Source organism: Thermoanaerobaculia bacterium, from assembly GCA_018057705.1.
Lineage (GTDB): Bacteria > Acidobacteriota > Thermoanaerobaculia > Multivoradales > JAGPDF01 > JAGPDF01.
In genome coordinates, this window is sequence record JAGPDF010000030.1 from 1 (window position 1) to 24,419 (window position 24,419).

Annotated in this window: 18 protein-coding genes; 8 read left to right on the plus strand and 10 right to left on the minus strand. The window is 69.5% G+C overall.

The window, feature by feature from the left end:
- From KBI44_11130 to KBI44_11140, 3 genes are read right to left on the minus strand one after another with little or no spacing between them, the layout of a single operon-like run.
- A complete protein-coding gene (locus tag KBI44_11130) occupies positions 1-732 on the minus strand; it encodes an EAL domain-containing protein (GenBank protein MBP9145028.1) in 732 nt (243 codons plus the stop codon).
- Positions 733-779: 47 nt separating this feature from the next.
- Entirely contained in the window at positions 780-1,679 is a 900-nt protein-coding gene (locus tag KBI44_11135) for a phosphoribosylaminoimidazolesuccinocarboxamide synthase (GenBank protein MBP9145029.1), read from the minus strand.
- Between the two features lie 43 nt (positions 1,680-1,722).
- A complete protein-coding gene (locus tag KBI44_11140; GenBank protein MBP9145030.1) occupies positions 1,723-3,726 on the minus strand; it encodes a hypothetical protein in 2,004 nt (667 codons plus the stop codon).
- 46 nt (positions 3,727-3,772) lie between these two features.
- Between KBI44_11140 and KBI44_11145 the strand changes: the two genes are divergently transcribed.
- Together KBI44_11145 and KBI44_11150 are read left to right on the plus strand one after the other, a co-directional pair.
- Positions 3,773-4,774 carry a glycosyltransferase family 2 protein gene (locus KBI44_11145; GenBank protein ID MBP9145031.1) on the plus strand — a complete coding sequence of 334 codons (1,002 nt, stop codon included), beginning with the start codon at positions 3,773-3,775 and terminating at the stop codon, positions 4,772-4,774.
- A 187-nt stretch (positions 4,775-4,961) separates the two neighbouring features.
- Positions 4,962-6,080: a glycosyltransferase gene (locus KBI44_11150; protein MBP9145032.1), complete on the plus strand. Its 1,119-nt coding sequence runs from the start codon at positions 4,962-4,964 to the stop codon at positions 6,078-6,080.
- Positions 6,081-6,115: 35 nt separating this feature from the next.
- Here KBI44_11150 and KBI44_11155 read toward each other — a convergent pair whose 3' ends face one another.
- Genes KBI44_11155 through KBI44_11165 form a run of 3 tightly spaced genes read right to left on the minus strand, consistent with a single transcriptional unit; the run spans position 6,116 to position 11,599 of the window.
- Entirely contained in the window at positions 6,116-8,017 is a 1,902-nt protein-coding gene (locus tag KBI44_11155) for a tetratricopeptide repeat protein (protein MBP9145033.1), read from the minus strand.
- A 58-nt stretch (positions 8,018-8,075) separates the two neighbouring features.
- Positions 8,076-10,022, minus strand: coding sequence for a serine/threonine protein kinase (locus tag KBI44_11160; GenBank protein MBP9145034.1), 1,947 nt, complete (start codon positions 10,020-10,022; stop codon positions 8,076-8,078).
- Between the two features lie 35 nt (positions 10,023-10,057).
- Entirely contained in the window at positions 10,058-11,599 is a 1,542-nt protein-coding gene (locus KBI44_11165) for a prolyl oligopeptidase family serine peptidase (protein ID MBP9145035.1), read from the minus strand.
- Between KBI44_11165 and KBI44_11170 the strand changes: the two genes are divergently transcribed.
- Positions 11,598-12,059 (plus strand): hypothetical protein, encoded by a 462-nt coding sequence (locus KBI44_11170; protein ID MBP9145036.1) that lies wholly within the window; start codon positions 11,598-11,600, stop codon positions 12,057-12,059. The two genes, KBI44_11165 and KBI44_11170, sit on opposite strands and share 2 nt — an antisense overlap.
- Before the next feature lie 26 nt (positions 12,060-12,085).
- Here KBI44_11170 and moaA read toward each other — a convergent pair whose 3' ends face one another.
- The 4 genes from moaA to KBI44_11190 all read right to left on the minus strand — a co-directional run bounded on the left by moaA (position 12,086) and on the right by KBI44_11190 (position 18,485).
- Complete coding sequence (gene moaA / locus KBI44_11175) at positions 12,086-13,159, minus strand: GTP 3',8-cyclase MoaA (GenBank protein ID MBP9145037.1); 1,074 nt, start codon at positions 13,157-13,159, stop codon at positions 12,086-12,088.
- A gap of 65 nt (positions 13,160-13,224) precedes the next feature.
- A complete protein-coding gene (malQ, locus tag KBI44_11180) occupies positions 13,225-14,817 on the minus strand; it encodes a 4-alpha-glucanotransferase (GenBank protein MBP9145038.1) in 1,593 nt (530 codons plus the stop codon).
- Positions 14,814-16,790, minus strand: coding sequence for a biosynthetic arginine decarboxylase (speA, locus tag KBI44_11185; GenBank protein MBP9145039.1), 1,977 nt, complete (start codon positions 16,788-16,790; stop codon positions 14,814-14,816). The genes malQ and speA overlap by 4 nt, the downstream gene beginning before the upstream one ends.
- A gap of 54 nt (positions 16,791-16,844) precedes the next feature.
- The gene (locus tag KBI44_11190) at positions 16,845-18,485 is read right to left on the minus strand and encodes a PKD domain-containing protein (GenBank protein MBP9145040.1); all 1,641 of its coding nucleotides are present in this window, start codon (positions 18,483-18,485) and stop codon (positions 16,845-16,847) included.
- A 125-nt stretch (positions 18,486-18,610) separates the two neighbouring features.
- Here KBI44_11190 and KBI44_11195 point away from each other — a divergent pair, with 125 nt between their 5' ends.
- The 5 genes from KBI44_11195 (at position 18,611) to KBI44_11215 (ending at position 24,398) form a co-directional block, all read left to right on the plus strand.
- Positions 18,611-19,282: a hypothetical protein gene (locus KBI44_11195; protein MBP9145041.1), complete on the plus strand. Its 672-nt coding sequence runs from the start codon at positions 18,611-18,613 to the stop codon at positions 19,280-19,282.
- Positions 19,283-19,396: 114 nt separating this feature from the next.
- Positions 19,397-20,164, plus strand: a complete 768-nt coding sequence (locus KBI44_11200) for a hypothetical protein (GenBank protein MBP9145042.1) — start codon at positions 19,397-19,399, stop codon at positions 20,162-20,164.
- 211 nt (positions 20,165-20,375) lie between these two features.
- The gene (locus KBI44_11205; protein ID MBP9145043.1) at positions 20,376-21,056 is read left to right on the plus strand and encodes a rhomboid family intramembrane serine protease; all 681 of its coding nucleotides are present in this window, start codon (positions 20,376-20,378) and stop codon (positions 21,054-21,056) included.
- Positions 21,053-22,915, plus strand: a complete 1,863-nt coding sequence (locus tag KBI44_11210; protein MBP9145044.1) for an ABC transporter ATP-binding protein — start codon at positions 21,053-21,055, stop codon at positions 22,913-22,915. The genes KBI44_11205 and KBI44_11210 overlap by 4 nt, the downstream gene beginning before the upstream one ends.
- A 43-nt stretch (positions 22,916-22,958) precedes the next feature.
- A complete protein-coding gene (locus KBI44_11215) occupies positions 22,959-24,398 on the plus strand; it encodes a carboxypeptidase regulatory-like domain-containing protein (GenBank protein MBP9145045.1) in 1,440 nt (479 codons plus the stop codon).
- The last annotated feature ends 21 nt before the right edge of the window (positions 24,399-24,419 follow it).

The window sequence follows — 24,419 nt, forward strand, 5'->3', positions numbered from 1 at the left end:
CTAGCGCGAGGTGCCGGGCCAGATGAGGTCGGGGGCGGGGCAGGCGGGGCGGCCGAGGAGGTAGCCTTGGGCGTAGTCGACGCCGGCTTCGACGGCGGCTTCGAACTCGCCCAGGGTCTCGATCCCTTCGGCGACGGTCTTGGCGTTCATCTCCCTGCACAGGTTGACGATCGAGCACAGGAGCTTGAAGGGGCGGTTGCCCGGGGCGCAGCCGAGGATGAGCTCGCGATCGAGCTTGACGATCTCCGGCCGCAGGTCGGCGATGTACTTCAGGTTCGAGAAGCCCGCCCCCAGATCGTCGATGGCGAGCGAGATCCCCTTCTGGCGGAGCTCGGCCAACACGCTGTGGCACTGGGTGAAGTACTTGATCGGCACCGACTCGGTGATCTCGACGGTCACCGGGTGCCGGTGGCGGAACATCGGATCGTCGGGCCGCACCAGCCAGCCGTAGTCGAATTCGTGCGGATCGATGTTGAGGAAGAGCGGATAGTGCGGACAGAGCCGCGCCGCCTGATCGCGGTGCAGGCGACCGAGCTCTGCGACCCGCCCGGCCTGGACCGCCGCGTCGAAGATCTCCGGCGTGCTCTTGAAGAGTGGATTCGTGTTCCGGGCGAGCGCTTCGTAGGCGAGGATGCGCCGGGTGTGAATGTCGGCGATCGGCTGGAAGACGATCCCGACCTCAGCGCCGTCCACGAGATCGTGGATGGCGCGGATCTTTTCGGCGTTCATCATCAACGGAGTCGGCCCATCCAGCGCGTCAGGATATCAGCGGCGAGGGGTCAGAGCCTGGGCTCGCGGCCGGTCAGGCGGCGAAAGGCCTCGACGTAACGGTCGCGCGTCCCGGCGACGACCTCCGGTGCGAGCTCGGGCGGCGTCGATTCGTGGTCCCAGCCCGAGGCGTCGAGCCAGTTGCGGACGAACTGCTTGTCGAACGAGGCCGGTTCGGCACCGGGCCGCCAGGCGCCCGCCTCCCAGTAGCGCGAGGAATCCGGGGTCAGGGCCTCGTCGATCAGAACGATCTCGCCGTCGATCGTGCCGAACTCGAACTTGGTGTCGGCGAGCAGGAGGCCGACCGACTCGGCATGCTCCGCCCCCGCCCGGTAGAGCGCCAGCGTCAGGTCGCGCAGCCGATCGGCCGTCGGGCTCCCGACGCCGGCCTCGAGGGTCGCGAAGTCGACGTTCTCGTCGTGGCCCGATTCGGCTTTGGTGGCCGGCGTGAAGATCGGTTCGGCGAGGCGGCTGGCGCGCTCGAGCCCGGGCGGCAGCGCAATGCCGCAGGCGGTGCCGGCAGCGCGGTACTCCTTGAAGGCGCTGCCGGCGAGGAATCCACGCGCCACGCATTCGAACGGCAGCACCGCGGCCTTGCGCACGAGCACGGCGCGCCCGTCGAGCGCGGCAGCGTGCGGTTGCAGGCTCGCGGGGAAGTCGGCTACCTCGGTCGCCAGCAGGTGGTTCGGGACGAGCCCAGAGAGGCGCTCCATCCAGAAATTGGTGAGCTGCGTGAGGATCTTCCCCTTGCCGGGAATCGCCGGACGCAGGATGTGGTCGTAGGCGGAGAGGCGGTCCGTCGCCACCAGGAGGATCTGGTCGCCGAGATCGTAGATGTCGCGAACCTTGCCGCGCCGGGGCGCGGGGAGGCCGGGCAGGTCGGTCTGCCAGATGGCGCTGCGGTCACCGATGGTCACGTTCGTCACTCTCCTTGCACGCGCTGGCGGTGCATCGTCAATGGCTCAGGGCCGAGTTGAACTCGCGTTCGATCATCTCCAGGAGGCCGCCTCGGAGCTCGACGAGGGTGTTGTCGCCCCAGAGTGAGGCGTCCACGATCTCGAAGACCGGCAGCCGGTCGAGGCCTTTGAGATGCGCGACGCCGAGCTTGCGGACGCCGACCAGGAGACTGCCGGTCGGCGTGTCCACCTTGACCGCGACGTACGTGCGTTCGCCGTCGAGCAGGCGGAAGAGCCGGGCCGCGACCGACTCCTTCTCCAGGCGCTGAATGAAGTCGAGCGTGGCGACGATGCCCTCGTTCACCAGCGAACCGTTGGGATTGATGTAGGAGTAGAAGCTGCGCGACTCCTCGACCTTGTTCACCACGTCGAGGTTCTGGCGCGTCATCGGGGCGAAGAACCGGTTCACGACCGGTTCGGGGTAGCCCAGGGTGATGAGCAGCGTCTTGATCTCGTCGATCTCGCGCGAGGCCTTCCCGGAAGTCAGGCGGGTGAGCTCGACCACGCCGTGGCCGAAGAACTCGTAGCGGTCGCCGCCCTCCTCCTTGCCGCCGATCTGGATCGGCAGCAGCCGGTACTGGCCGTGGTTGAGCGCGATGCGCAGGCCGTTCGAGAACGGGAAACCCTTGGCGAGCGCCTCCCGATAGGCGCGCTGAATGTGCATCGCCAGGACGAGCAGATGATGGGCGTCGCGGCTCGAGTAGAACGCGCCGTCGCCGAGATACTTCTCGAGCTTCGCCTTGTGCTGGAAGGCGAGCCGGTTCACCTTGCGCTGGAACCGGAACATCATCCGGAAAGAACGGTCCTGCTCGAGGGCGCCCGAGCGCCGCAGGAGCGAAACCGTCTCGGTGAAGTCGGAAATATCGTAGATCAGGCCGAAGCGGGCGACCAGCGGGTCCACGACCCAGGGCGCCATGAAGTCGAGCGGGCGCGTCGACGAGGAGAGGCGCAGCGGCGTCGTCGAGGCACCGATGCCGACCCGGGTGGAGAAGCGCTCGCGACCGAGCACATGATCGCCGTCGCGTTCCACTCCGACGATGCTCCGGCGCAGGGCGTTGAAGAGCTCGAACTCCTTGAGCTTGACCAGCAGGCTCTCCCAGACCTGGATGCGCGCCGGCGGCAGGAGGCGCACGGGATCGTAGGTCGGTCGGCCGGAGATGAACGTCATGTAGCCGGGGCGATTCAGGTGCAGCCGCGGATCCTTGCCCGGCTCCTCTCCGAGGAGGCGAGTGAGATGTTGGAGCTCCACGTCGTGGCGCAGCAGGTCCGAGTACCATTCGTGGACGCGGACGAGGCGCTCCCTGAAGTCGCGTCCGTCGAGCTTGAGACAGCCGGAGAAGTAGCCGGCGAGCTCGAGCAGGTTCGGGCTGATGTGGTCCTCGGTGAAGATGAGGATGTTGTCCTTCATCCGGGTGAGGAGAGTGGGGAAGATCTGCTGCTCCACCTCCTCGGTGTCGGAGGACAGCCGGTTGACGAGGTCGTACGTGAGATTCGAGAGCCGATCGAGCACCCGATTGTAGACGCGGTACCGGAATTCGTCGCCGTTCTGCTTCGCCCAGACCAGATCGCGGCGCAGGAGGCGCTTCGTGGTGTCCTTGAAGCCGCGCGCGATGGCGCCCGAATGGTAGAGCCAGAGGATCCCCGGGAAGCTCCGGCCGTAGCTCGCCGTGATCGAGTTCTCCGTGGCGCGGGTGAGCAGGAGGCGGTAGCGCTCCCAGGCGCCGGCGAAGGCCGACGAGTCGAACGAGACGCGCTGCAGCGTCGCGTACTCGACCTCCTCCTCCTGCGCGAGATAGCCCTCGAAGGCCCGGTCGAGAGCCGCGAGCTCGGGGGTCAGGAGAACCGGGTAGCCGAAGAGCGGCGTGGCGCTCTCGTCCTCCTGGTAGATCCGCAGCTGCGCCGGCAGGATCTGCTCGGCGTCCGGAATGAGGCGGCGCAGCTCTTCCGGGTTCCTGCCGAGGAAATTGAACGGGCCCGAGAGCTGTTGGGGAGCAGGGATCATCTTTTGATTGCTACAATATCGCGGCTGCCCCCGGGGCGGCTCGCCCATGACCCATTCGACCTCCTCCCCTGCCGGGCCCGTTGCCTCGGGCTCCCCGGCACCCCTTTCTGCCGGCCGGCTCGACTGCTCCGTGCTGGTGCCGGTCCTCGACGAAGCTGGGACGGTACTCGACCTCGCGCGGCGCGTGCGGGATGCGATCGTGCCCCTGGGCCTCTCGTACGAGATCATCTTCGTCGACGACGGCTCGCGCGACTCGACCTGCGCGCGGGTGCGCGAGGCGCGGGTGCTCGACCCGAACGTCAAGCTGGTGCGTCTGCGGCGCAACTTCGGCAAGGCTGCGGCGCTCACCGCCGGCTTCGATATCGCTTCGGGCCGGCTGATCGTCACCCTCGACGGCGACCTGCAGGACGACCCGGACGAGATTCCGCGCATGATCGAGACCCTGGAGAAGGGCGGTTTCGACCTGGTCTCGGGCTGGAAGCACGAACGCAAGGACCCGCTGACGAAGACGCTGCCGTCGCTGCTCTTCAACTGGGCGACGCGCAAGGTCGCGCAAGTCGACCTGCACGACTTCAACTGCGGCTTCAAGGTCTACCGGCGCGAGGTGCTCGAGGAGGTGCCGGTCTACGGCGAGCTGCACCGCTACATCCCGGTGCTCGCCAGCCGCCGCGGCTTCGCCGTCGGCGAGCTCGCCGTGAAGCACCACCCGCGCCGCCACGGCGTCAGCAAGTACGGCTGGGACCGCTTCTACAAGGGCTTGCTGGATCTGCTCACGGTGCTCTTCATCACCAAGTACACGCGGCGGCCGCTGCACCTTTTCGGGGCGATGGGGCTCGCCGGGCTCGGTTCCGGCCTGCTGATCAATCTCTACCTGGCAGTGCGCTGGTTCATGGGCGAGTCGCTGTCGAACCGGCCGCTGCTGCTCCTCGGGTCGCTCCTCATGCTGATCGGTTTGCAGGTCCTGATGACCGGCCTTCTGGCGGAGATGATGACCCACAAGACCTTCCGCCGGACCGACAGCTATTCGGTCAAGGAGCTGCTCGATTAGCCCGGACGGAGCACCCTCTGCCCCCGCGGACCCCGCCGCCCCTTCCGCCCCCTCCGCCCCCTCCGGTCGCCGCGCGCTCGGAATTCTCTTTCTCACCCAGACCTATCCGCGGCGGGCTCACGACAGCGCGGGTCCGTTCATCCGCGACCTGGCGCGCGCCCTGGTCCGCGGCGGCGACCGCGTGCGGGTGCTGGCGCCCCATGCCGAGGGGGTTGGGGCGGACTGGAGCGAAGAGGGCGTGGATGTGCAGACCTTCCGCTACGCCCCCGAACGCTTCGAGCTCCTCGGCTACGGCCGTTCGTTACTCGCCGACGAGCGCATGGCGGGCGCGGCGGCGGCGGTGACCCCGCTCTACCTGCTGGGCGCCTTGCGGGCCCTGCGCGCGAGTCTCGCAGAAGGCGCCTGGGACGTCGTGCAGGCGCACTGGGTGGTCCCGAACCTTTTCGCGGCGGCGTTCTGCGGCGCCGGCACGCCCTTGCTCGTCGGCCTCCATGGCAGCGACGTCTTCATGGCCGAGAAGGGCCCCGTGAAACCGTTCGTGCGCCGATTGTTGCGTCGGGTGGACGGTCTCACCAGCTGTTCCCCCGAGCTTGCCGAACGGGTGCAGCAGATCGGATTTCCGGCCGCCCGTTCGCACGTCATCCCCTACGGTGTCGACAGCGTGCTGTTTTCGCCCGATCCTGCCCGTCGTGGTGTGTGGCGGCAACGCCTGGGCATTCCGGCCGCTGCGCCGATGATCCTGGGTGTCGGCCGCATGGCGACGAAGAAGGGCTTCCACCTCCTGATCGAGGCTCTGCCCGGCCTGTTCGCGGCAGTTCCCGAGGCCCATGTCGTGCTCGCGGGAGGCGGCGATCGCCTGGAGGAGCTCCGACAGCGCGCGGCGCCGTTCGCGGAGCGCGTGCACTTCCCGGGCGCCGTCCTGCACGACACGCTGCCGGACCTCTATCGCGCCGCCGACCTCTTCGTGCTGCCGGCGGTGCACGATGCGAAGGGGAACGTGGACGGTCTGCCGAACGTCATCCTGGAGGCGATGGCGAGCGGTCTCGCCGTCGCCGGGGGGCGCGTTTCCGGCCTGCCGATGGCGATCGGCGAGGGACAGAACGGCTGGCTGGTGGAAGAGGGCAGCGTCGGCGACCTGGGACGGATCCTGGAGCTGGCGCTCGGCGACCGGTCACGTCTTGCGGCCTACGGTGCAGCTTCGCGCGCCCGTGCGCAGGGAGAGTTCTCGTGGGACGCCGTGGCGGCGCGCTATCGAACCGCTTACATCGATGCCCGCCGGTACCGCGCCGGCGAGCTCTCCGCCTGACGCCCGCGACCGACTGCCGGGCGGGAGCCGGCCGCTCAAGGCATGCGCAGGACGACCTCGACCGGCTTGCCCGCCCGCAGGACGGAGAGCTGGACCGAGGTACTGCGGGAGCTGTCGAGCAGCGACAGCAGGCCCGACGGCTGGGTCACCGGCCGTCCGAAGGCGCGCAGGACGAGATCGTCCACCAGCAGACCCGAGAGCTCCGCCAGGCCGCCCGGCGTCACCGCTTCGACCAGCAGGCCACGGATGCCGAGCGGCGGGTAGTCGACCGCAACGAGCCGGGCACCGAGCTCCGGTCGTTTCGCGGGAGCGGGAGCCGGACGCGCCGAGGAGGGTGCGCTCGTCGTTCTGGCAGGCTCGGAGCGCGCGTTGCGCTTCGCGCCGTCACGCGAGCTCGTGGACTGGGTGCGCTGCGCTTCGAGCCGGGTCAGCGCGGCTGCGGCTTCCGTCGCGCCGGGATCGAGGCTGACCGCCCGGCGGAAGCTCGCCTCGGCCTCCGGATAGCGCCGTTGGGCGAGGTAGACGGTGCCGAGATTGTGCGCGATGTCGGCACGATCGGGAGCGACGGCGGCCGCCTTCTCGAGGCTCTCTGCCGCCTCCGGGAGGCGCCCGGAAGCCTGCTGCGACAGGCCGAGCAGAGCCCAGGCGCTGCCGTCGCCCGGACGCATCTGCACCGCGACCCCGGCAGCCTCGAGCGCCTGTCCGAAGTTCCGGGCGGTGAGCGCTGCCTGCGCGAGCTCCATCGCGGCCTGGAATCCTGCCCCCTGCGTGTTCGCCGGGTCGAGCTCGATCGCCTTGCCGAGACTCGATGTCATCCCCTGGAGGTTGCCCAGGCCGCGCTGGGCCGAGGCGAACTCCAGCCAGAGAGACGCGGAGTCCGGGTGCAGCTGGGTGGCTTCGAGGAGGACGGCGACGGCGTCCATCCAGCGCTGGGCTGCGATGTAGGCGCGGCCGAGCTCGGAAGCGATCTCGGCGTCGCGCCGATCGAGCTCGTGAGCCGTGCGCAGCGCCTCGAGCCCCCCGCTGGCGAGGCCCTGCTTCTGCCGCGCCAGGCCGAGATTGAACCAGACCCGGGAATCGCGCGCATTGAGCGAGGCGGCCTCTTCGAGAGCGTGTGTCGAGTCCTCGTACTGCCCGCGCCCGAAGTAGATCACGCCGACGTTGTTGAGCGCCTGCGCCTTGAGCTCGCGCGGCAGCCTCTCCGGTGCGCCGCGCTCGAGGGCCAGGACACGCTCGAAGCCCGACAGCGCGGCGCCCGTCTTGCCTTCCTGGAGGTCGACCTGCGCCAGGGCGAAGATGGCGCGCAGCGCTCCGGGAGCGAGCGCCAGGCTCTCCTCGATGCGGCGGCGCGCGCTCACCGGGTCGCCGGCGTTGAGAGAGTCGATCCCCTGCTTGAGCAGGCGGGCTGCGCTGCGCTCACGCTCCTGCATGGCGTCGCGCTGCGCGTTCAGGAAGAGTGCCATGAACTCCGGACTGTAGATCTCGGCCCGGGGTTGGAAGGCGGGGTCCCGCGTCAGGGTCGCGGTGAGCTCGAGGCTCGCCGCGTCGGGGTTGCCGAGCTGAAAGAGGAGCCAGGCCGCGGTCACCCGCAGGCGGGAGCGCTCCGCCGCCTCGGGATGCTGCGCGGCGAGCTCGCGGTAGAGCTCGAGCGCGCGCGCGAGATCGCCGTCGGTGAAGGCCTGCTCCGCCTCGCGCTCGCGCACCGCCAGTGGATCGGCCGCCGGTGCGCCTGCGCCGGCTGCAGTCGCCGCAGGATCCTGAGCGTCCCTCGTGGTCTCCTCCGGTGTGTCGAGCAGATCCTCGCTCACCAGCTCGCCGGACGCCGGGGCGGGAGCGCTCCGGGAGTCTTCCGGAGACTGCGCGTCCGACGGCGGCGGGTGGACGAAGAAGAGGAACGCGAGGAGCGGGGGCAGCAGGAGAGTCGACGGCGTGCGCATCGGGGGGGGCACCTGCGGCGACTCTAGCAGAGGGGAATCCAGCCCGGCCCGCCGCGAATCAGTTCGGCAGGATCGGTTTCTCGGCGAGCCGTTGCTGGCTCCGGCCGTCGAGGTCGAAAGTCAGGATCGACTCGCTCTCGCTGCGGATCTCGATGCTCTCCCTTCGCAGGACCGGAGAGGCCGGGTCCGGGGTGGCGACGATCTCGACGATGTGGGGGCCCGGCGCGAGCCAGCGCCCACGCAGCGGCGTCGCGACGGCGAGGGCGCCGTCCACGCGGACGAATGCCTGGCGAGCGTTGATATGCGGTTGTACGGTGAGCTTGCCCGGACGCTCGATCGGCGAGGTGATCCGCCGGTTCTCCCCCTCCCCGAGGCGCACAGTCAGCTCTTCGACGTGGGAGTAGACGGGACTCTCGATCGCGAACTTGAGCTTGTAGCTTCCCGCAGCAAGCTCGAGCCGGCGTTCGCGGTCGAGCGCCCAGACTTTTCCGCCGAGGCGCAGGCTCATGGCCGAATCCCAGGCCGGTGCGACGGTGAGCACCGCCGGCTTCGGAGCGGGCGGCGGCGGAGGCGGTGCCGTCTCCTCGGCGAGCGGCGCTGCGGAGTCGGCAGCTGCGAGGGCCGCGGCGCCAGCCGGGTTTCCCGGGTCCGCCGAACCGGCGGGGTCACCCGCGGTGTCGCCGGTCCGGGATTCCGGGAGTGGCGCAACTCCGGGGCTGGCTGCGGTGGCTGCGGTGGCTGCGGTGGCTACGGTGGCTGCGCTGGCCGCGGGCGCGCCAGGCGCCGGGTCGTCAGCAACTGGGGCGGCGGCGGGCCGGGCGGCGGACACCGGTCGAGCCTCTTCCAGGTAACGCCATCCTCCCCAGCCGGCGGCTGCCGCCAGGCCGAGGAACAAGAGGGTCTTGAGGAGTGACCTGCCGCCGCCGGAGCGCCGCTGGAAGGCGTGCGTGGCGAGACCGTCGCCGGGCGCCTGCGCCACGGCGTGGCGGGAATCGAGCTCGATGTCGCCGAGGCTCACCGGGCGGACCGGAGGGGCGCTGGGCAGTGCGACCGTCGGGGTCGCGAGCGTGGTCGCCGGTGACCTCGCCGCCTTCAGGGAGGCGGGTGCCAGAGCCGGGCTCTTTTCGCCAGCCGGATGCGGAGAACGAGCCGTGCGCGCCGTGAGCTGCGCCGTCGATTGGGTGTCGGCTTCAGCTTCCGGCCGGCGGTGGGCAAGCTTCTCGATGTCGTGCAGCAGGTCGGTGCAGTTGGCGTAGCGCTTCTCCGGCTCCTTCTCGAGGCAGCGTTGCACGATCCGCTCGAGCTCAGCCGGGCAGTCCGGCGCCTTCTCGGCGAGCGCCGGCGCCGGTTCGTTGAGGATCTTGTAGAAGACCGCGGAGATCTCCGCGCCCTGGAAAGGGCGCTCGAAGGCGAACAGCTCGTAGGCCAGAATGCCGAAGGAAAACAGATCGGTGCGGGCATCGAAGGCGCCGCCTCGGATCTGCTCGGGAGCGAGATAGGCGGCGGTGCCGAGGGTGATGCCGGCCTGGGTCAGCGACTCCTGATGCTGGGCGAGCTTGGCGATGCCGAAGTCCATGATCTTCGCGGTGTCATCCTCGAGAATCCGGATGTTCGCCGGTTTGATGTCGCGATGTACGACACCGCGCGAGTGCGCATACTGGAGGCCGCGGGCGATCTGCACCAGAAAGAGGAGCTTCTCCGGCAGGCTCAGGTGCTCGCGGCGTTTGATCTTGCGATCGAGGTCCTCGCCGGTCAGGTACTCCTGGACCAGATAAGGAACGCCCTCCTGGAATCCGAAGTCGTAGACCGTGACGATGTTGCGGTGGTGGAGATTGCCGGCGATCTCGGCCTCGCGCATGAAGCGCTCGCGGGTCTCCGTCTCCTCCGAGGTACAGGTCTTGATGGCGACGTGACGCTTGATGAAGGGGTCGTATGCCTTGTAGACGACTCCGAAGCCGCCAACACCTATCTTTTCAAGGACTTGATACTTGTCCAGAGTCTGCATGAGCGAGCCGAAATGCTAGCACGCCGGATGGCTCGTCAGGGCGGCACGGCGAGATGGGTGCTCAGGAACCCCCACAGCGCCGCGATCGCGGCCGTGCTGTCGGCGTTGGCGGCCGGATCGTCGGAGCGAAAGAGCGGCGAGCGCGTCGGATCCGCAAGCAGGCGCATCCGGGCCCGGTCTCGTCGCACCACCTCTGTCGCCGGATCGCCGAGGCGGGTGAGCCACCAGCTGCGCGCCGGCTCGACGAGCGCCGGAAGCTCGTCGTGCATCCGCAGTGGATCGGAATCGCCGCCGAGAGCGGCGACGGCAACGAAACGTCCGGGTCGCTCGACGAGCGCCGCCGCCGCAAGCCCCCCGGACCAGGGACCCTCGCCCAGCACCGCGATGCGCGCGGGATCGGCGCCGCGGAGCGCGAGCTCGGCGCGGGCGGCGTCGAGGTCCTCGAGCCCGGCGTCGACGAGGCGTCCGTCGGCGGCGTGGCGAAATCGCTTTCCGAAGCCCAGGGAGCCGCGCAAGCGGAGCCGCACGACGGCGACACCACGATTGGCGAGGAACTGCAGGAAGGGATGGAACTCCATCCAGGTCGGCGGCAGGACGTCGTTCTCGAGCCAGATCAGCGCCGGCGGCGCGGCACCCGTGCGGCGTGGCCACCAGAGCTCGGCGGGGATCGGCGCTACGGACGACGCGCCGGCGACGCGCAGCTCGACCGGAATGGGGTCGACGAGATCGCCCGCCGCCAGTGCCGGCGCGAGACCGAAAGTGAGTGGCCGGGCCTCGGCGTCCGCGGCGAGGCGGTCGGCGAACAGCAGGTCGCGCGGCAATCGGGCGCTGGCGACCTCATAGAGGACGCCGCCCGATCGTCCGGCGGGCAGCGCGCGCGCCGGACGTGTGCCCTGCGGCAAGGGGAGAGGCCCGAGCTCCTCGCCGGTGGTGGAATCGAACAGGGCCGACTCGACGGCGCCGCGGCAACTCCACTGCAGGGCGTCGACGTTGCCGTCCGGACTGACGTCGAGGCGCAGTGCCTCGCATCCCGGGCGCGCCCGGCGCGAGCGCTCGCCGGTGTCGGGATCGAGGATCTCGAGCTGCAGCGTGTCGCCGCCCTCGTCCGTGAAGAGGTAGAGCCGTTTGCCGTCCGCCGAGAAGCGCTGGGGCAGGAAGCGACCATCGCGATCGAGCGGCAAGAGGAGCCGGGTTTCACCGCGGGCACGGTCGTGCAGGAGAACCTCGGTCGTGTCCGGATCGAGCTCGCGGAGCAGGGCGATACGATCGCCGCGCGGCGCGACTGCCGCGACTCGGAATCCGTCCGGCGGAACGAAGAGGGTTGTCGGAGGCGGGGGAGGGAGCTCGAAACGCGACGAGAGGTCACGTGCCGCGAGGAGATCCGCGACGGCAGGGGAGTCGACCGGGGTGGGCCGGCTGGCGAGGAACCCTGCGAGCTCGAAGGTGCGCGGCGGCATCGCCGACGCCGGGGGCGCATTGCGTGGGCTGCCGGCCTTGCTGCAGCCGGCGATGACGATCCCGATGGCTGCGCAGCAGACGACCAGGCCGCAGCCGGCGTGTCGATATACTGCCCTCATGAGTGACCGCAAGTACAAACAGAGCGGGTATCAGGACTCCGGTTCATCGCCGCGGGACTCCTCGCGCCGCGAAGGCGACCGGCCCTCCGGCACGCCTCGGGCACCGGGGGGAGGGCGGGATGCGCGCGACGCTCCGCGTGGCCGCGGTCTCGGCGCACCGACGGCGACCGCCTTTCGCTGCGCCAGCTGCGGCGAGCTCCAGAGCGTCGGCACCGCCGCGGGCCTCGCGGCGCGCTGCACAGGCTGTGGAGCCGACCTGCACACCTGCACCCACTGCACTCACTTCGACCCCGGGGCCGCGGCCCAGTGTCGCCAGCCGGGCGTGATCCTGGTCGCGAAAAAGTCGAAGGCGAACAGTTGCCCGGAGTTCGAGCCGCGGGAGCGCCAGGAGTTTGCCGCCGAGAAGCCGGCGCCCGCCGCGAAAGACCCGCGGGCCGCCTTCGACGCGCTCTTCAAGTAGGCCGGGCAGGACGCACACCGTTACGATCAGCCTCCGATGTACGACATTTCGACGCGGCGGGGCAGTCCCGGCGTCGCCTGCGAGCGCAGCTCCGAGTAGCGGTCGTCGCGTGACCGCCAGAGCGCAGCGATGGCGCCGGCGAGCGCTTCGTCGCTGGCTCCGGAGCGCAGCGGGGTCTTGATGTCGGTGCCCTGGGCGGCGAAGAGGCAGGTGAAGATCCTGCCATCGGCCGAAAGCCGCGCGCGCACGCAATCGCCGCAGAAGGGCTGCGAGACCGAGGAGATGAGCCCGATCTCTCCCGAGCCGTCGCGATAGCGGTAACGCCTGGCAACCTCGCCCCGCGTCCGGGGTGCGATGGGGTCGAGCTCGCTCCCGGCGCCGGCGACGATTCGCCGGAGGATCTCCGCGGCGGGCACGACGTCCTGGAGCCGCCAGCCGTTCGACTCGCCGACGTCCATGTACTCGATGAACCGCAGCACGTGGCCGCTGCCGCGGAACTTCCGCACCAGGTCGGGGATCCCGTCCTCGTTGACGCCGCGGCGCACGACTGCGTTCACCTTGATCGTCCCGAAACCGGCCGCCGCCGCTGCGGCGATCCCGTCGAGGACCTCTCCGGGGCCGTAGTCGGCGTCGTTCATGCGCCGGAAGACGAGCGGGTCGAGCGTATCCAGGCTGACAGTGAGCCTCGTCAGGCCGGCCTCCTTGAGGGCCGTGGCCTGGGCTCCGAGCAGCGAGCCGTTGGTGGTGAGCGCGATCGGTACGCCGAGACGTGCCAGACGCCGGATGAGCTCGGGGAGGTCGCGCCGCAGGAGCGGCTCGCCGCCGGTCAGCCGGAGCTTGCGCACCCCGAGTCCGACGAAGATCCGGGCCAGCCGCTCGATCTCCTCGAAGGTCAGCAGCTCGGCGCGCGCCAGGAACGGATGATCCGCACCGTAAACGGCGCGCGGCATGCAGTAGACGCAGCGGAAGTTGCAGCGGTCGGTGACCGAGATGCGCAGGTCGCCGAGCGGACGCCCCATCAGGTCGTTGGGCGGATCGTGCAACAGCGGCAGCAGGGGCGAACCGGACACGCGGCCGATTCTACGCTCTGCCGGCCGCATCGCTCACTCCTGCCGGGACCGGTCTGGATGGAAGCGCGAGCTCCGCGAGCTCGCCGGCGCAACTCCTACGCCGGACTCTGGAATGTCGCCGGCAGCCGCGCCGTGGCCGCCGCGAGCTCGCGCATCCGGCCCGGCAGCTCCTCGGGCACATCCTGGTGGCGGACGCGCCAGCACCAGTTGCCGCCCTCCTGCCCGGGCCTGTTCATGCGCGCGGCGCCGTCCAGGTTCAGCACGTCCTGCAGCGGCAGGATCGCGAGCTCGGCGACCGAGCCGTAGGCGGCGCGAATCATCGCCGTCGTGATGGACTCCGGCGTCGCCCCGAGATAGGTCAGCACGCGATGGCGCTCGTCTTCGCCGAGACCGGCAAACCAGCCGCGCGTGGTGTCGTTGTCGTGGGTTCCGGTGTAGACCGCCGCGCGTGGCTCATGACGATGGGGGCTGTGGTCGCTGTCCACCGTGCCGAAGCCGAACTGCAGGACGCGCATGCCGGGCAGATCGAGCCGGCTGCGCAGCGCATGCACGCGCGCATCGATCTCGCCGAGATCCTCGGCCAGCAGGGGGAGGCCTCCCAGGGCGGACCGGACCGCCCGAAAGAAAGACTCTCCCGGGCCCTTCACCCACTTGCCGTGGCGCGCCGTCTTGTGGCGCTGGGGGATCTTCCAGTAGGCCACGAAGCCCCTGAAATGGTCGAGCCGCAGGACATGGGCGAACTCGAGCTGCGCCCGCAAGCGCGAGATCCACCAGCGGAAGCCGTCGGCCTGCATCACGTCCCAGCGGTAGAGCGGATTCCCCCAACGCTGGCCGTCGGCGCTGAAGTAGTCGGGCGGAACGCCGGCGACGGCGCGCAGCCGCCCGTCTCCGGCCAGGTCGAAGAGGGCGCTGTTCGCCCAGGTGTCGGCGCTGTCGGGGGCGACGTAGATCGGTACGTCCCCGAGAATGCGGATGCCCCGGCTCTCGGCGGCGAGGCGCACGGCCGCCCATTGGCGGAAGAAGAGAAACTGGCAGAAGACCGCGAATCGCAGTTCGACGGCGACCTCGGCCGAGCGACGGGCGAGCGCTTCGGGCTCCCGGTGCCGCAGGCCGGGCTCCCAGTCGAGCCACGAGGCGCCGGCGTGATCGCGTTTCAAGGCGGCGTAGAGCGCCCAGTCGTCGAGCCAGACCGCGCGGCGCTCGGGCGTAGCGAACCTCTCGAGCTCCACAGCGAGCGCCGGGAGCTCGCCGGAGTCGAAGCGCTCGAACGCCTGACGGAGAAGGCTCTCCTTGCAGAGGACCGCAGCGCTGTAGTCCACCGCGGCGCCGCTTTCGGGGTCCACGCCGGTCGCCGCGCTCGGCCCGCTCGCCCCGGGAGCCTCCTCCCAGGGCTGAAGGGCCTCTGGCGGGAGCAGTCCGTCGGCCACCAGCGCCTCGGGAGAGATCAGCAGAGGGTTGCCGGCGAAAGCCGAGAGCGAATTGTAGGGCGAGTCTCCCATCCCGGTCGGGCCGAGCGGCAGGACCTGCCAGACCGTGAAGCCGGCGCCGACCATCCAGTCGAGCATCGCCAGGGCGGACGGGCCTAGGTCGCCGATCGGGAAACGGCCGGGAAGACTCGTCGGATGCAGAAGCAGGCCCGCGGCGCGCGCCCGTCGGGCGGCAACTCGGGCCTCTCCCTTGCGGCTCACTCGCGCTCGAGGTAGGTGTAGCCCGAGAGACCCTGTTCGTAGACGCGCAGGAGGTTGCGCGACTCCTCGAGGGTGATCCGCTTGCCGCGCAAGGCGATCTCCGAGAAGCGGCGGACGTTCGCCACGAGGTCCTCGCGGTCGTAGCTCACGTACTTGAGGACGTCCGCCACGGTGTCGCCGGCGAGGACGTGGTCGATGTGGTACGCGCCCTCTTCGCTGAGCGAGACGTGCAGTGTGTTGGTGTCGCCGAAGAGGTTGTGCAGGTCGCCCAGGATCTCCTGGTAGGCACCGACCAGGAAGACGCCGAGGCAGTAGAGGTCGTCGCCCACCGGGTGAAGCTCGAGCACGTCCTTGACGTCCCGGCGGTCGATGAAGTGATCGATCTTGCCGTCGGAGTCGCAGGTGATGTCGGCGAGCACGCCGCGCCGCACCGGTTCCTCGTTGAGGCGGTGGATCGGCACGATCGGAAAGAGCTGATCGATCGCCCAGGAGTCAGGGAGCGACTGGAAGATCGAGAAGTTGCAGAAATAGGTATCGGCGAGCGCCCGCTCGAGACCGGCGAGCTCCTCCGGAATCTCGGGCAGCTCGCGCACCAGGCGCAGGATCTTGAGCGCGATGGCCCAGAAGATGTCCTCGGCGAGTACCCGCTGCACCAGCGTGACGTGGTTCAGGCTGAAGAGACTGAGCACCTCGTCGCGATAGCCCGCGGCATCGTGGTAGGCCTCGAGCAGGTTCTTGCGCGACACCTCGCGATAGGTGTCGAGCAGGTAGCGGACCGGGCCGGGGGTGCCTTCCGGCAGCGCCTCGGGCAGCGTTCCGACCGTGAACTCGCCGACACCCAGAACGTCCACGATCAGGGCGGCATGGTGGGCCACGAGCGCGCGCCCCGATTCGGAGACCAGGATCGGGTGCGGCACGTTGTCGGCGTCACAGAGCTCCATGGTGCCGAAGACGATGTCGTTGGCGTACTCCTGCATCGTGTAGTTCATCGACGACGAGAAATTCGTCTGCGAGCCGTCGTAGTCGATGCCGAGACCGCCGCCGACGTCGAGGTAGCGCAGCGGCGCGCCGAGCTTCGAGAGCTCGACGTAGGTCCGCCCGGCCTCGCGCAGCGCCTCCTTGACGTTGCGGATGGAGGAGATCTGGCTGCCCAGGTGAAAGTGGAGAAGCTCGAGGCAGTCGAGGAGGTTCTTCTCGCGCAGGAACTTCATCGCCTGGAACAGGCCGCGCGCGCCGAGACCGAACTTCGAGCGGTCTCCCGCCGAGGCCTCCCAATGACCGGCGCCGCGCGCCGAGAGGCGCGCCCGGACGCCGATCGCCGGCTTGACGCCGGTGCGCTCGGCGACCTCGGCGATGAGCTCGAGCTCGGAGAACTTCTCGACCACCAGGATCACGTGCCGCCCGAGCTTCGACCCGAGGAGAGCGGTCTCGATGTACTCCTCGTCCTTGTAGCCGTTGCAGATGACCAGGGCTTCCTCGTCCTCGAGCATTCCGAGGACGGCCAGAAGCTCGGGCTTCGAGCCGGCCTCGAGCCCGAAGTGGTAGGGCCTTCCGGCCTCGAGCAGCCGCTCGACGACGTATTTCTCCTGGTTCACCTTGATCGGGAAGACCCCGCGATAGGTCGCCTGATAGCCGTACTCGGAGATGGCGCGCAGAAAGGCCTCGTTGAGCTCGACGACGCGGGCCTTGAGGATCTGTGAAAAGCGGATCAGCAGCGGCGCGCCGATGCCGCGCTGCCGGACCTCGTCGACGAGCTCCTTCATGTCGACGGCCGGGGCGCCTGGCCCGCCCGGTTGAACGACGAGGTTGCCCTTCTCGTTGGCGGAGAAGTAGCCGTTGCCCCACTGCCGGATGTTGTAGAGGTCGAGAGCGTCCTCGGTCGTCCATTTACGATGATTCAGAGTGGTCAATCCCCTTCTCCCTCGCGCTTCTGGAGCGGAAGTCCGGCCGGATGGCCGAGGAAACTTTAGCATCTTCTTTTCGTTGCTTCGCGGGAAAACTTTGACTGCGGCTGCGCCGCCCGCGGGTTAGGGAGTGGCGATCCGCACGGTGACGTCGCCGGTCGCCGGCGCGACCACCATCGCCGACGCGACGAAGCGGATCGGCGCCGCATCGAACAGGACGCGGAAGGGCGCCGGACGAAGTTGGAGATTGCGGAAGAGGTCGGAGAGCGGTCGCAGGCGCGACGCTTCGGCGCCGACCTCCATCACCGCCGAACCGACGTAGCTGCCGGCCGCGTCCTCGAGGTCGAAGCGCACCGAGCCGGCGACGCCGTCGGGACTCGTGACCTCGAGCGTCGCGGGCGTGGCGGAGCTGTGCTGGAGGGCGAGGATCTGCTTCGCTGCCGAGCTCCAGCTTGCTTCCCGGATTGCGGTGACGGTGGCGCCGTCGCTGCCGTCGGGATCGGTGACCGCCCGCACCAGCGACCGGGCGGAAAGAAAGGCCGTCGAACTCTGGGGAAAGGCATAAAAGGTGATCCGCAGCGCGCCCCGCCCGGCGCCGACTCCGAACGCCGAAGAGAGAACCTCCGGCAGGTTCGTCGAGCTCTGAGGCGGGAGATTGAAGCGGCGGACCGGCGGCGGTGTGTCGTAGACGACCTCGGGCAGGAAGAGGACCTCGGCGACGGCGAAGTCGGAGCTCGCGTTCACGAGCGTGAGGTCGGTAAGGATCTGCCCGTCGTTGGATTCGACGACCAGCGGGAGAATCGAGGACTCGGTCTCCCAGCCCGGCTCGGCGCCCGAGACGACGATCTGGACGGAGTCCTGGGCGACGCCGCCCGCGGCCGTCACGCCCCGCACGGTGACGGTGTAGGTCCCGGGGTGGAGGAAGATGTAGAAGACGGAGTGGTCGGCGGGCGGGGGAGTCTCGGCGAAGCCGCCGTCGCCGAAGTCCCATTCGATGTGCACGAAGCGCTCGATGGCGGCGCCGTCGACGCCGAACGCGGTGAGCTGGCCGGCCCCGACTGGGCCCGGCGGCGGGAGGATCTCGATGTCGGCGCTTTCGAGCAATGGCAGCAGGGTCTCGAGAAAGAGACCCGCGATCTCGATGTAGCCGTCGGTGTTCGGGTGCCCGACGATGTCCTCGACTTCCGGGTTGTAGTAGTAGTAATTCTCGAAGACGTCGGGCAGGCTTTCGAAGAGGGTGAACTGATCGGCGACTGCGCGGTGGAACTCCTCGCCCATCTCCCGGAGCCGCTGCGCGAGCGCCGCAGTGGCGGCGTTCGAGGCGTCGGCGGGAGCGGTCGGAATCCGCGGAATGACCGTGGCGTGGACGGCGATGATGTCGAGCGCCTCGGCGCGGGCAGCCATCTCGCCGAGGTTGAAGGCGACGGTCTCGACGCTCGCGCGCCGCGAGATGTCGTTCGTGCCCTCCATCAGCAGGAGGTAGTCGCCGCCTCCGGCGAGCACGGAGTCGATCCGCGACAGGCCGCTCGACGTCGTCTCGCCACCCACCCCGTGGTTCTCGACGAAAGCGTCATACCCCCGCTGGCGCAGCCAGCGCTCGAGGCGGGTGGGATAGCCGCCCCCCTGGCTCGAGGTGTCGCCGTAACCTTCGGTGATGCTGTCGCCGAACGCCAGGAGGACGAGCTCCTGGCCGGGCGCCGCCCCGGCCAGGGGCACCGCGACGGCAAGCGCGAGCAGCAAAGAGGGGAGGATTCGACGGGACATGGATGGGGGAGGCCCGGAATCCGGGCGGTCAAGTCTAGAAACTGCGCCGATCCCTGTCAACGAAGCGGGCGCAGCGCGCGCCAACCGAACGCCGGCCGGCCGGAGCGCGCTAGAATCATCTGCCTGTGGAGACACCGACCCCGAGCGACCTTCCTCCCGGCATCACCGGCGAAGAAGCCGCCGCGATCCGCGCCGCGGTGGCGGAGGCCGAAGGCCTCACCGGCGGCGAGATCGTGGCCCTCGTGCTGGCGAGCGCGGACGACTACCAGGTCGCCTTCTGGAAGGGAGCCGCGCTCTGCGGTTTCGCGGCTGCGGCGGTCGCCGCCGCGATCGACCAGGTCCGCCCGCTGTGGATCTCCCGGCCCTTCTGGATGTTGCTGATCGTGGGCTGCGGGCTGCTCGCCGGCGCGCTGGCTACCCGTGTCGTCCCCCCGTTCAGGCGCTGGCTATGCGGCGCGGCTCTCATGGACCGCCGGCTGCAGCAGCGCGCCCGGGAAGCCTTTCTCGTGCACTCGGTCTTCACCACCCGCGACCGGACCGGGATTCTCATTGCGGTCTCGGCGTTCGAACGCCGGGTCGTCGTCCTCGCCGACGAGGGGATTCACTCGGTGGTTCCAGCCGGCACCTGGGAGGCGCTGGCGCGCGAAACCGCTGCCACGGTGCGGGAGTCCGGACCGGGCGCCGGTCTGCTCTCCGCAGTACGCAAGGCTGGAGGCATCCTCCGGCATCACGGTCTGATTCGTCGCACCGACGACGACAACGAGCTCCCGGACAGTGTCCGTGGGGACTTTCAATAGCCCGAGTGCGCCGGCCCCCCGAGGTCCTCTCGGGCTCCCCGGCACGTGTTAATCTGCCTGCTCTCCGTTTTTCGAAGTCTCAAGTTTCCAGACTCAAGCCAAGGAGCCGAAATCATGAACCAGCCCCTCACTCCAGAAACGGCCCCGAAGAAGGGTATGTCGACGGTTGTCAAAGTCCTGCTCGGATGTGGTGTCGGCCTGCTGCTGCTCTTCGGTAGCTGTGTCGTCGTGACGGGCTATTTCGCCAAGAAGACGCTTGGAGGCATCACCGACTTCGCCAAAGAACTGGAATCGAATCCCGATGCCGCGGCAGTGAAGGCGGCGGCGATGGCCCTGCGCCTGAATCCGGAGCTCGAGGTCCTGTCGTCCGATCCCGCTGCCGGCACCATCACGGTGCGCGAGAAGAAGACCGGCAAAGAGATCACCTTCAACCTCGAGGACATCAAGGCAGGCAAGTTCTCGATCACCCAGGACGGCGAGACGACGAACATCGACGTCGACGCTTCGCAGGAAAACGGCGGTCAGATGAAGGTCGTCACCGACCAGGGCACAGCGGTCTTCGGCGCCGGGGCGCAGGAGTTGCCGTCCTGGATCCCGATCTACCCCGGTGGCCGCTCCGAGGGCATGGCGAACATCGAAGCCCAGGGTGAGAAGACCGGCACCTTCACGCTGCGTACGGCCGACGCGCCGGACGTCGTGATCGCTCTCTTCAAGGCGAAGCTCGAGGAGTCGGGCTTCACGGTGGAGACGGCGAGCCTGAGCTTCAACGGTGCGCCGAGCGGCACGCTCAACGCCACGGCCGACAAGCGCCAGCTCTCGATTACCGCCGCCGCCCAGGACGGCGAAACCCAGGCCCTCGTGTCGTACAACGAGAAGCCCTGAGCCGCGAGCCCTGAGCCTCTTCGCACGACAGACCAGCGGCTCGGTCGTCTGCGCCTCCTGCGGGCGACTGGTCGGGGTCAAGGACGAACGCTGCTTCCACTGCGGCAAGCGCAACCCTTCGCTCTGGGGGTTCGCGCCGCTGCTGCGGCGCCTCGGCGCCGACCTCGGATTCGTCCGCCTGCTCATCGGCGGCTGCTCGATCCTCTACATCGTGAGCGTGGTCCTCTCGCCGGGTGCCCTGAGCCCGAAGGGCGGGCTGATGCAGCTCTTCGCGCCCGACACCCGCACCCTCTTTCTGCTCGGGGCGAGCGGTGCCCTGCCGGTCTTCAGCCTCGGGCACGTCTGGACGGTCTTGAGTGCCTCGTGGCTGCATGGCGGCATCCTGCACATTCTCTTCAACATGATGTGGGTGCGGCAGCTCGCCGGCCCGGTGGCCGAGCTCTACGGCGCCGGCCGGATGATTCTCGTCTGGACGGCGGCGTCGATCGTCGGATTCGGCCTGAGCTCCGCCGCCGGCGCTTTCCTGCCGGCGATCCCCTTCCTGAGCTCGCACGCCCCGTTCACCGTCGGCGCCTCGGCGTCGATCTTCGGTCTGCTCGGCGCTCTCGTGTGCTACGGCCGGCGCACCGGCCAACGCGCCATGCATCAGCAGGTCTGGACCTGGGCCGTGGTGATGTTCCTCTTCGGCGTCATCATGCCCGGGGTCGACAACTGGGCGCACGCCGGGGGGTTCCTCGGTGGCTTCGGCGCCGCGCGCCTGCTCGACCCGTTGAAGCCGGAGCGTTCGCAGCACATGCTCTGGGCGCTGGTCTGTCTCGGCCTGACGGCGCTGTCGATCGTTCTCTCCATCGTGACGGGCGCCCAGATCCTCCGCGCCATCGAGGGTTCATGAGCGAGAAGGAGCCGGAGAAGAAGAAGCCCAAGCTGAAGCTCGAGTCGGTCTGGCGCGAGGCCCGGACGCTGGTGTGGGCGCAGCGCCGCCGGCTGGGCTGGGCCCTGGTGCTGATGCTGATCGGCCGGTTGGCCGGGCTCGTCCTGCCGGCGTCGTCGAAGTTCCTCATCGACGACGTCCTGGGCAAGGGGGACCGCGGACTTCTCGTGCCCCTGGCGCTCGCCGCGGGCGCGGCGACCCTGGTGCAGGCGGCGACCGGATGGGGGCTCGCGCAGCTCCTCGGCATCGCCGCCCAGAAGCAGATCGCCGAGATGCGCAAGAAGCTGCACGCCCACGTCCTGCGTCTGCCGACCAGCTACTTCGACGGTACGAAGAGCGGTGAGCTCATCTCGCGTGTCATGACCGACGCCGAAGGGATCCGCAATCTCGTCGGCACCGGGCTCGTGCAGCTGGTCGGCGGGCTGGTGACCGCTGTCCTCGCGCTCGGCGTCCTCTTCTGGCTGAACTGGCATCTCACCGCGGCGATCCTCGGCGTCCTGGTGCTCTTCGCGGGCATGCTCTCCTACGCCTTCAAGCGCCTGCGTCCGATCTTCCGCGAGCGCAACAAGATCCAGGCGGAGATCACCGGCCGGCTCGCCGAGTCGCTCGGCGGCGTCCGGGTCGTCAAGGCCTACACCGCGGAGACGTTCGAGGAGGAGGTCTTCGGCGGCGGCATCGACAAGCTGTTCGGCAACATCCGCAGCACGATGAGTGGCATCGCCGGCGTCACCAGTGGCTCGACGGCGCTCCTGGGCGTCGTCGGCGTGATCATGATGGTCGTGGGTGGGCGCTCGATTCTCGCCGGCTCGATGACGCTCGGCGATTTCGTCATGTACATCTTCTTCAGCGGCCTGCTGGTCGCGCCGGTGGCGGAGATCGCGGCGATCGGCACCCAGTTGACCGAGGCCTTCGCCGGCCTCGACCGCATCCGCGAGATCTTCGGCAAGACGACGGAGGACGACGAGGACGCGGCCCGCCTTCCGGTCGAGAAGCTGCGCGGCGAGGTCGAGTTCGAGGATGTCTGGTTCGAGTACCAGCCCGACACACCGGTCCTGCGCGGGGTTTCGTTCCGGTCGGCGGCGGGCTCGACGACGGCTCTCGTCGGCTCGTCGGGTTCGGGCAAGAGCACCCTGATCGGGCTGGTCATGGCGTTTCACCGTCCGACCCGCGGCCGCATCCGCGTCGACGGGACGGATCTCGCGGAGCTGCGCCTGCGTGACTATCGGCGGCACCTCGGGGCGGTCTTCCAGGACAACTTCCTCTTCGACGGCACGATCGCCGAGAACATCGCCTACTCGCGGCCGCACGCCACCCGCGACGATGTGCTCGCGGCGGCGAAGGTCGCGCACTGCGACGAGTTCGTGACCGGTTTCGAGAACGGCTACGAGACGATCGTCGGGGAGCGCGGGGTCAAGCTCTCGGGCGGCCAGCGCCAGCGCGTGGCGATCGCTCGCGCCGTGCTCGCCAACCCGACGATTCTGATCCTGGACGAGGCGACCTCGAGCCTCGACAGCGAGAGTGAGGCGATGATCCAGGACGGTCTGGCGACCCTGCGGGCCGGCCGGACGACCTTCGTCATCGCCCACCGGCTGTCGACGATCCGCAGCGCCGACCAGATCCTCGTCATCGAAGAGGGCGAGGTCGTCGAGCACGGTACCCACCACGAGCTCATCGCCCGCGAGGGACGTTACAAGCAGTTGCACGATCGACAGTACCGGCTCGAAAGTGACCGCTTCATCAATCCCGGCGAGGACTTCACGCCGCCCGCCGAGGGCGGCTCGGCCGAGCCGGTCAAGCTCACCCCGACCGGGCGGCTCTGAGCTGCCCGGTGCCGGATCTCCTGCGGTAGGATCGAGGAAAGCCATGCGACAGGTAGCCCTTCTCCTTGCGGCGCTCCTTCTGCCGGCGGTCGCCGGCGGCCAGGACTGGCGCGGTCCGGCAGCGCTCGAGGTGCAGGTGGAGGACGCCAAGGGCAGGAACCTCGCCGGGGCCGAGATTCTGCTGGTCTATCTCTCTCCGGAGGGCGGCGGCAGCCTGCCTTCGGTACTGACCGACGCCAACGGCAAGGCGAACATCGGCGGGCTGGCGGCGGGCCGGTGGACCGCGGAGATCCGCCACTCCGGGCAGATGAGCTTCCGGGCCGAGCTGACGCTCGCCGCCGACGCGAAGCCGGTGGTGCAGTCGGCCTCCCACCTGATGGCGCCCGGCGCGACCTCGACGATGAAGGTCAAGTTTGGGCGCGGCCGCGGCGGGGCCCCCGCGCCGGCACCGCCGGCGCCAAAGACTCTGGCCCAGGAACTGCCGCCGCCGGCACCGGTAGCCCCTGCGGCAGCGCCCGCTCCGGCCCAGGCGGCGGCAAAGGCTCCAGTTAAGGAACTGTCGCCAGCCGTGTCCGTGGCTCCTGCGCCCGCGCCCGTGGCGCCCGCGCCGGCAGCAAAGGCTCCGGTTCAGGAACTGCCTCCAGCTGTGCCGGTGGCTCCTGCTCCTGCGCCCGTGGCTCCCGCTCCGGCTCCTGCGCCTGTTCCGGCCGCTCCGGCGGCAAAGGCTCCAGTAAAGGAAGTGCCGCCAGCTGTGGCGGCGGCTCCTGTACCCGCTCCGGTGCCGGCCGCGCCGGCGGCAAAGGCTCCAGTGAAGGAAAAGCCTTTAGCTGGGCCAGTGGCTCCGGTACCTGCGCCTGCGGCCGCTCCAGCGCCTGAAGAGGCCCCGAAAGAGAACGTGCCCCCGATCGCTCCGGTCTCTCCGGTCGCTCCGGCTCCAGCGCAAGTGCCGCCTTCGGCTGCTCCGGTGATTCCCGCGCCGGCGCCCGTTGCGGTTCCTGCAGCTCCTGCGGCACCTGCGGCAGTCGTGCCTGCGCCGACGGCTCCGGCGGCGCCCATTCGGGCGCGGCTTTGTGTCGAGTGCCCGCCGGGGGAGAGCGCGGCGTGGGGGGAGGCGGCGATCGCGGGCGGCGCGACTGCGGGCTGTCCGGCCGACCTGCAGGCGCGGTTGCGGGCCGTGGATCTCGGCGCCGTGGGTGCCCTGTCGGGCGAGCTCGAGGCCGCGGGCCTGGGGTGCCGGGTGGTGGCGGTGGAGCTGCCGGCGGGAGCGCGCTTCACCGGCTTCCGCTTCGAGGCGCAGAGCGCCGGTGTGGCCGCCGATTGTCTGCCGGGTCGCGACTGCCCGGCGGGCGGCTGCCGCTTCCCCAACGAGCCGGTCCTGCGGGTGGAGGGCAATCGCACCACGCTGCTGGTCGCCTTCGAGAGCACCGCGCCGGACCTCCGCCGCGCCGTCGTCGCCGGTTACTCGACCTACAGCAAGCGTTAGCGCGACCTGTTTCGAGGCGCG

Bases quoted from the DNA above. Each gene is read 5' to 3' on its own strand.
- KBI44_11160 (MBP9145034.1), bottom strand. From the start codon at position 10,022: ATGCAGACTCTGGACAAGTATCAAGTCCTTGAAAAGATAGGTGTTGGC.
- speA (MBP9145039.1), bottom strand. From the start codon at position 16,790: ATGCTAAAGTTTCCTCGGCCATCCGGCCGGACTTCCGCTCCAGAAGCG.
- KBI44_11200 (MBP9145042.1), top strand. From the start codon at position 19,397: ATGAACCAGCCCCTCACTCCAGAAACGGCCCCGAAGAAGGGTATGTCG.
- KBI44_11165 (MBP9145035.1), bottom strand. From the start codon at position 11,599: ATGAGGGCAGTATATCGACACGCCGGCTGCGGCCTGGTCGTCTGCTGC.
- KBI44_11130 (MBP9145028.1), bottom strand. From the start codon at position 732: ATGATGAACGCCGAAAAGATCCGCGCCATCCACGATCTCGTGGACGGC.
- KBI44_11140 (MBP9145030.1), bottom strand. From the start codon at position 3,726: ATGATCCCTGCTCCCCAACAGCTCTCGGGCCCGTTCAATTTCCTCGGC.
- KBI44_11145 (MBP9145031.1), top strand. From the start codon at position 3,773: ATGACCCATTCGACCTCCTCCCCTGCCGGGCCCGTTGCCTCGGGCTCC.
- moaA (MBP9145037.1), bottom strand. From the start codon at position 13,159: ATGCGGCCGGCAGAGCGTAGAATCGGCCGCGTGTCCGGTTCGCCCCTG.
- KBI44_11190 (MBP9145040.1), bottom strand. From the start codon at position 18,485: ATGTCCCGTCGAATCCTCCCCTCTTTGCTGCTCGCGCTTGCCGTCGCG.
- KBI44_11210 (MBP9145044.1), top strand. From the start codon at position 21,053: ATGAGCGAGAAGGAGCCGGAGAAGAAGAAGCCCAAGCTGAAGCTCGAG.
- KBI44_11155 (MBP9145033.1), bottom strand. From the start codon at position 8,017: ATGCGCACGCCGTCGACTCTCCTGCTGCCCCCGCTCCTCGCGTTCCTC.
- KBI44_11170 (MBP9145036.1), top strand. From the start codon at position 11,598: ATGAGTGACCGCAAGTACAAACAGAGCGGGTATCAGGACTCCGGTTCA.
- KBI44_11215 (MBP9145045.1), top strand. From the start codon at position 22,959: ATGCGACAGGTAGCCCTTCTCCTTGCGGCGCTCCTTCTGCCGGCGGTC.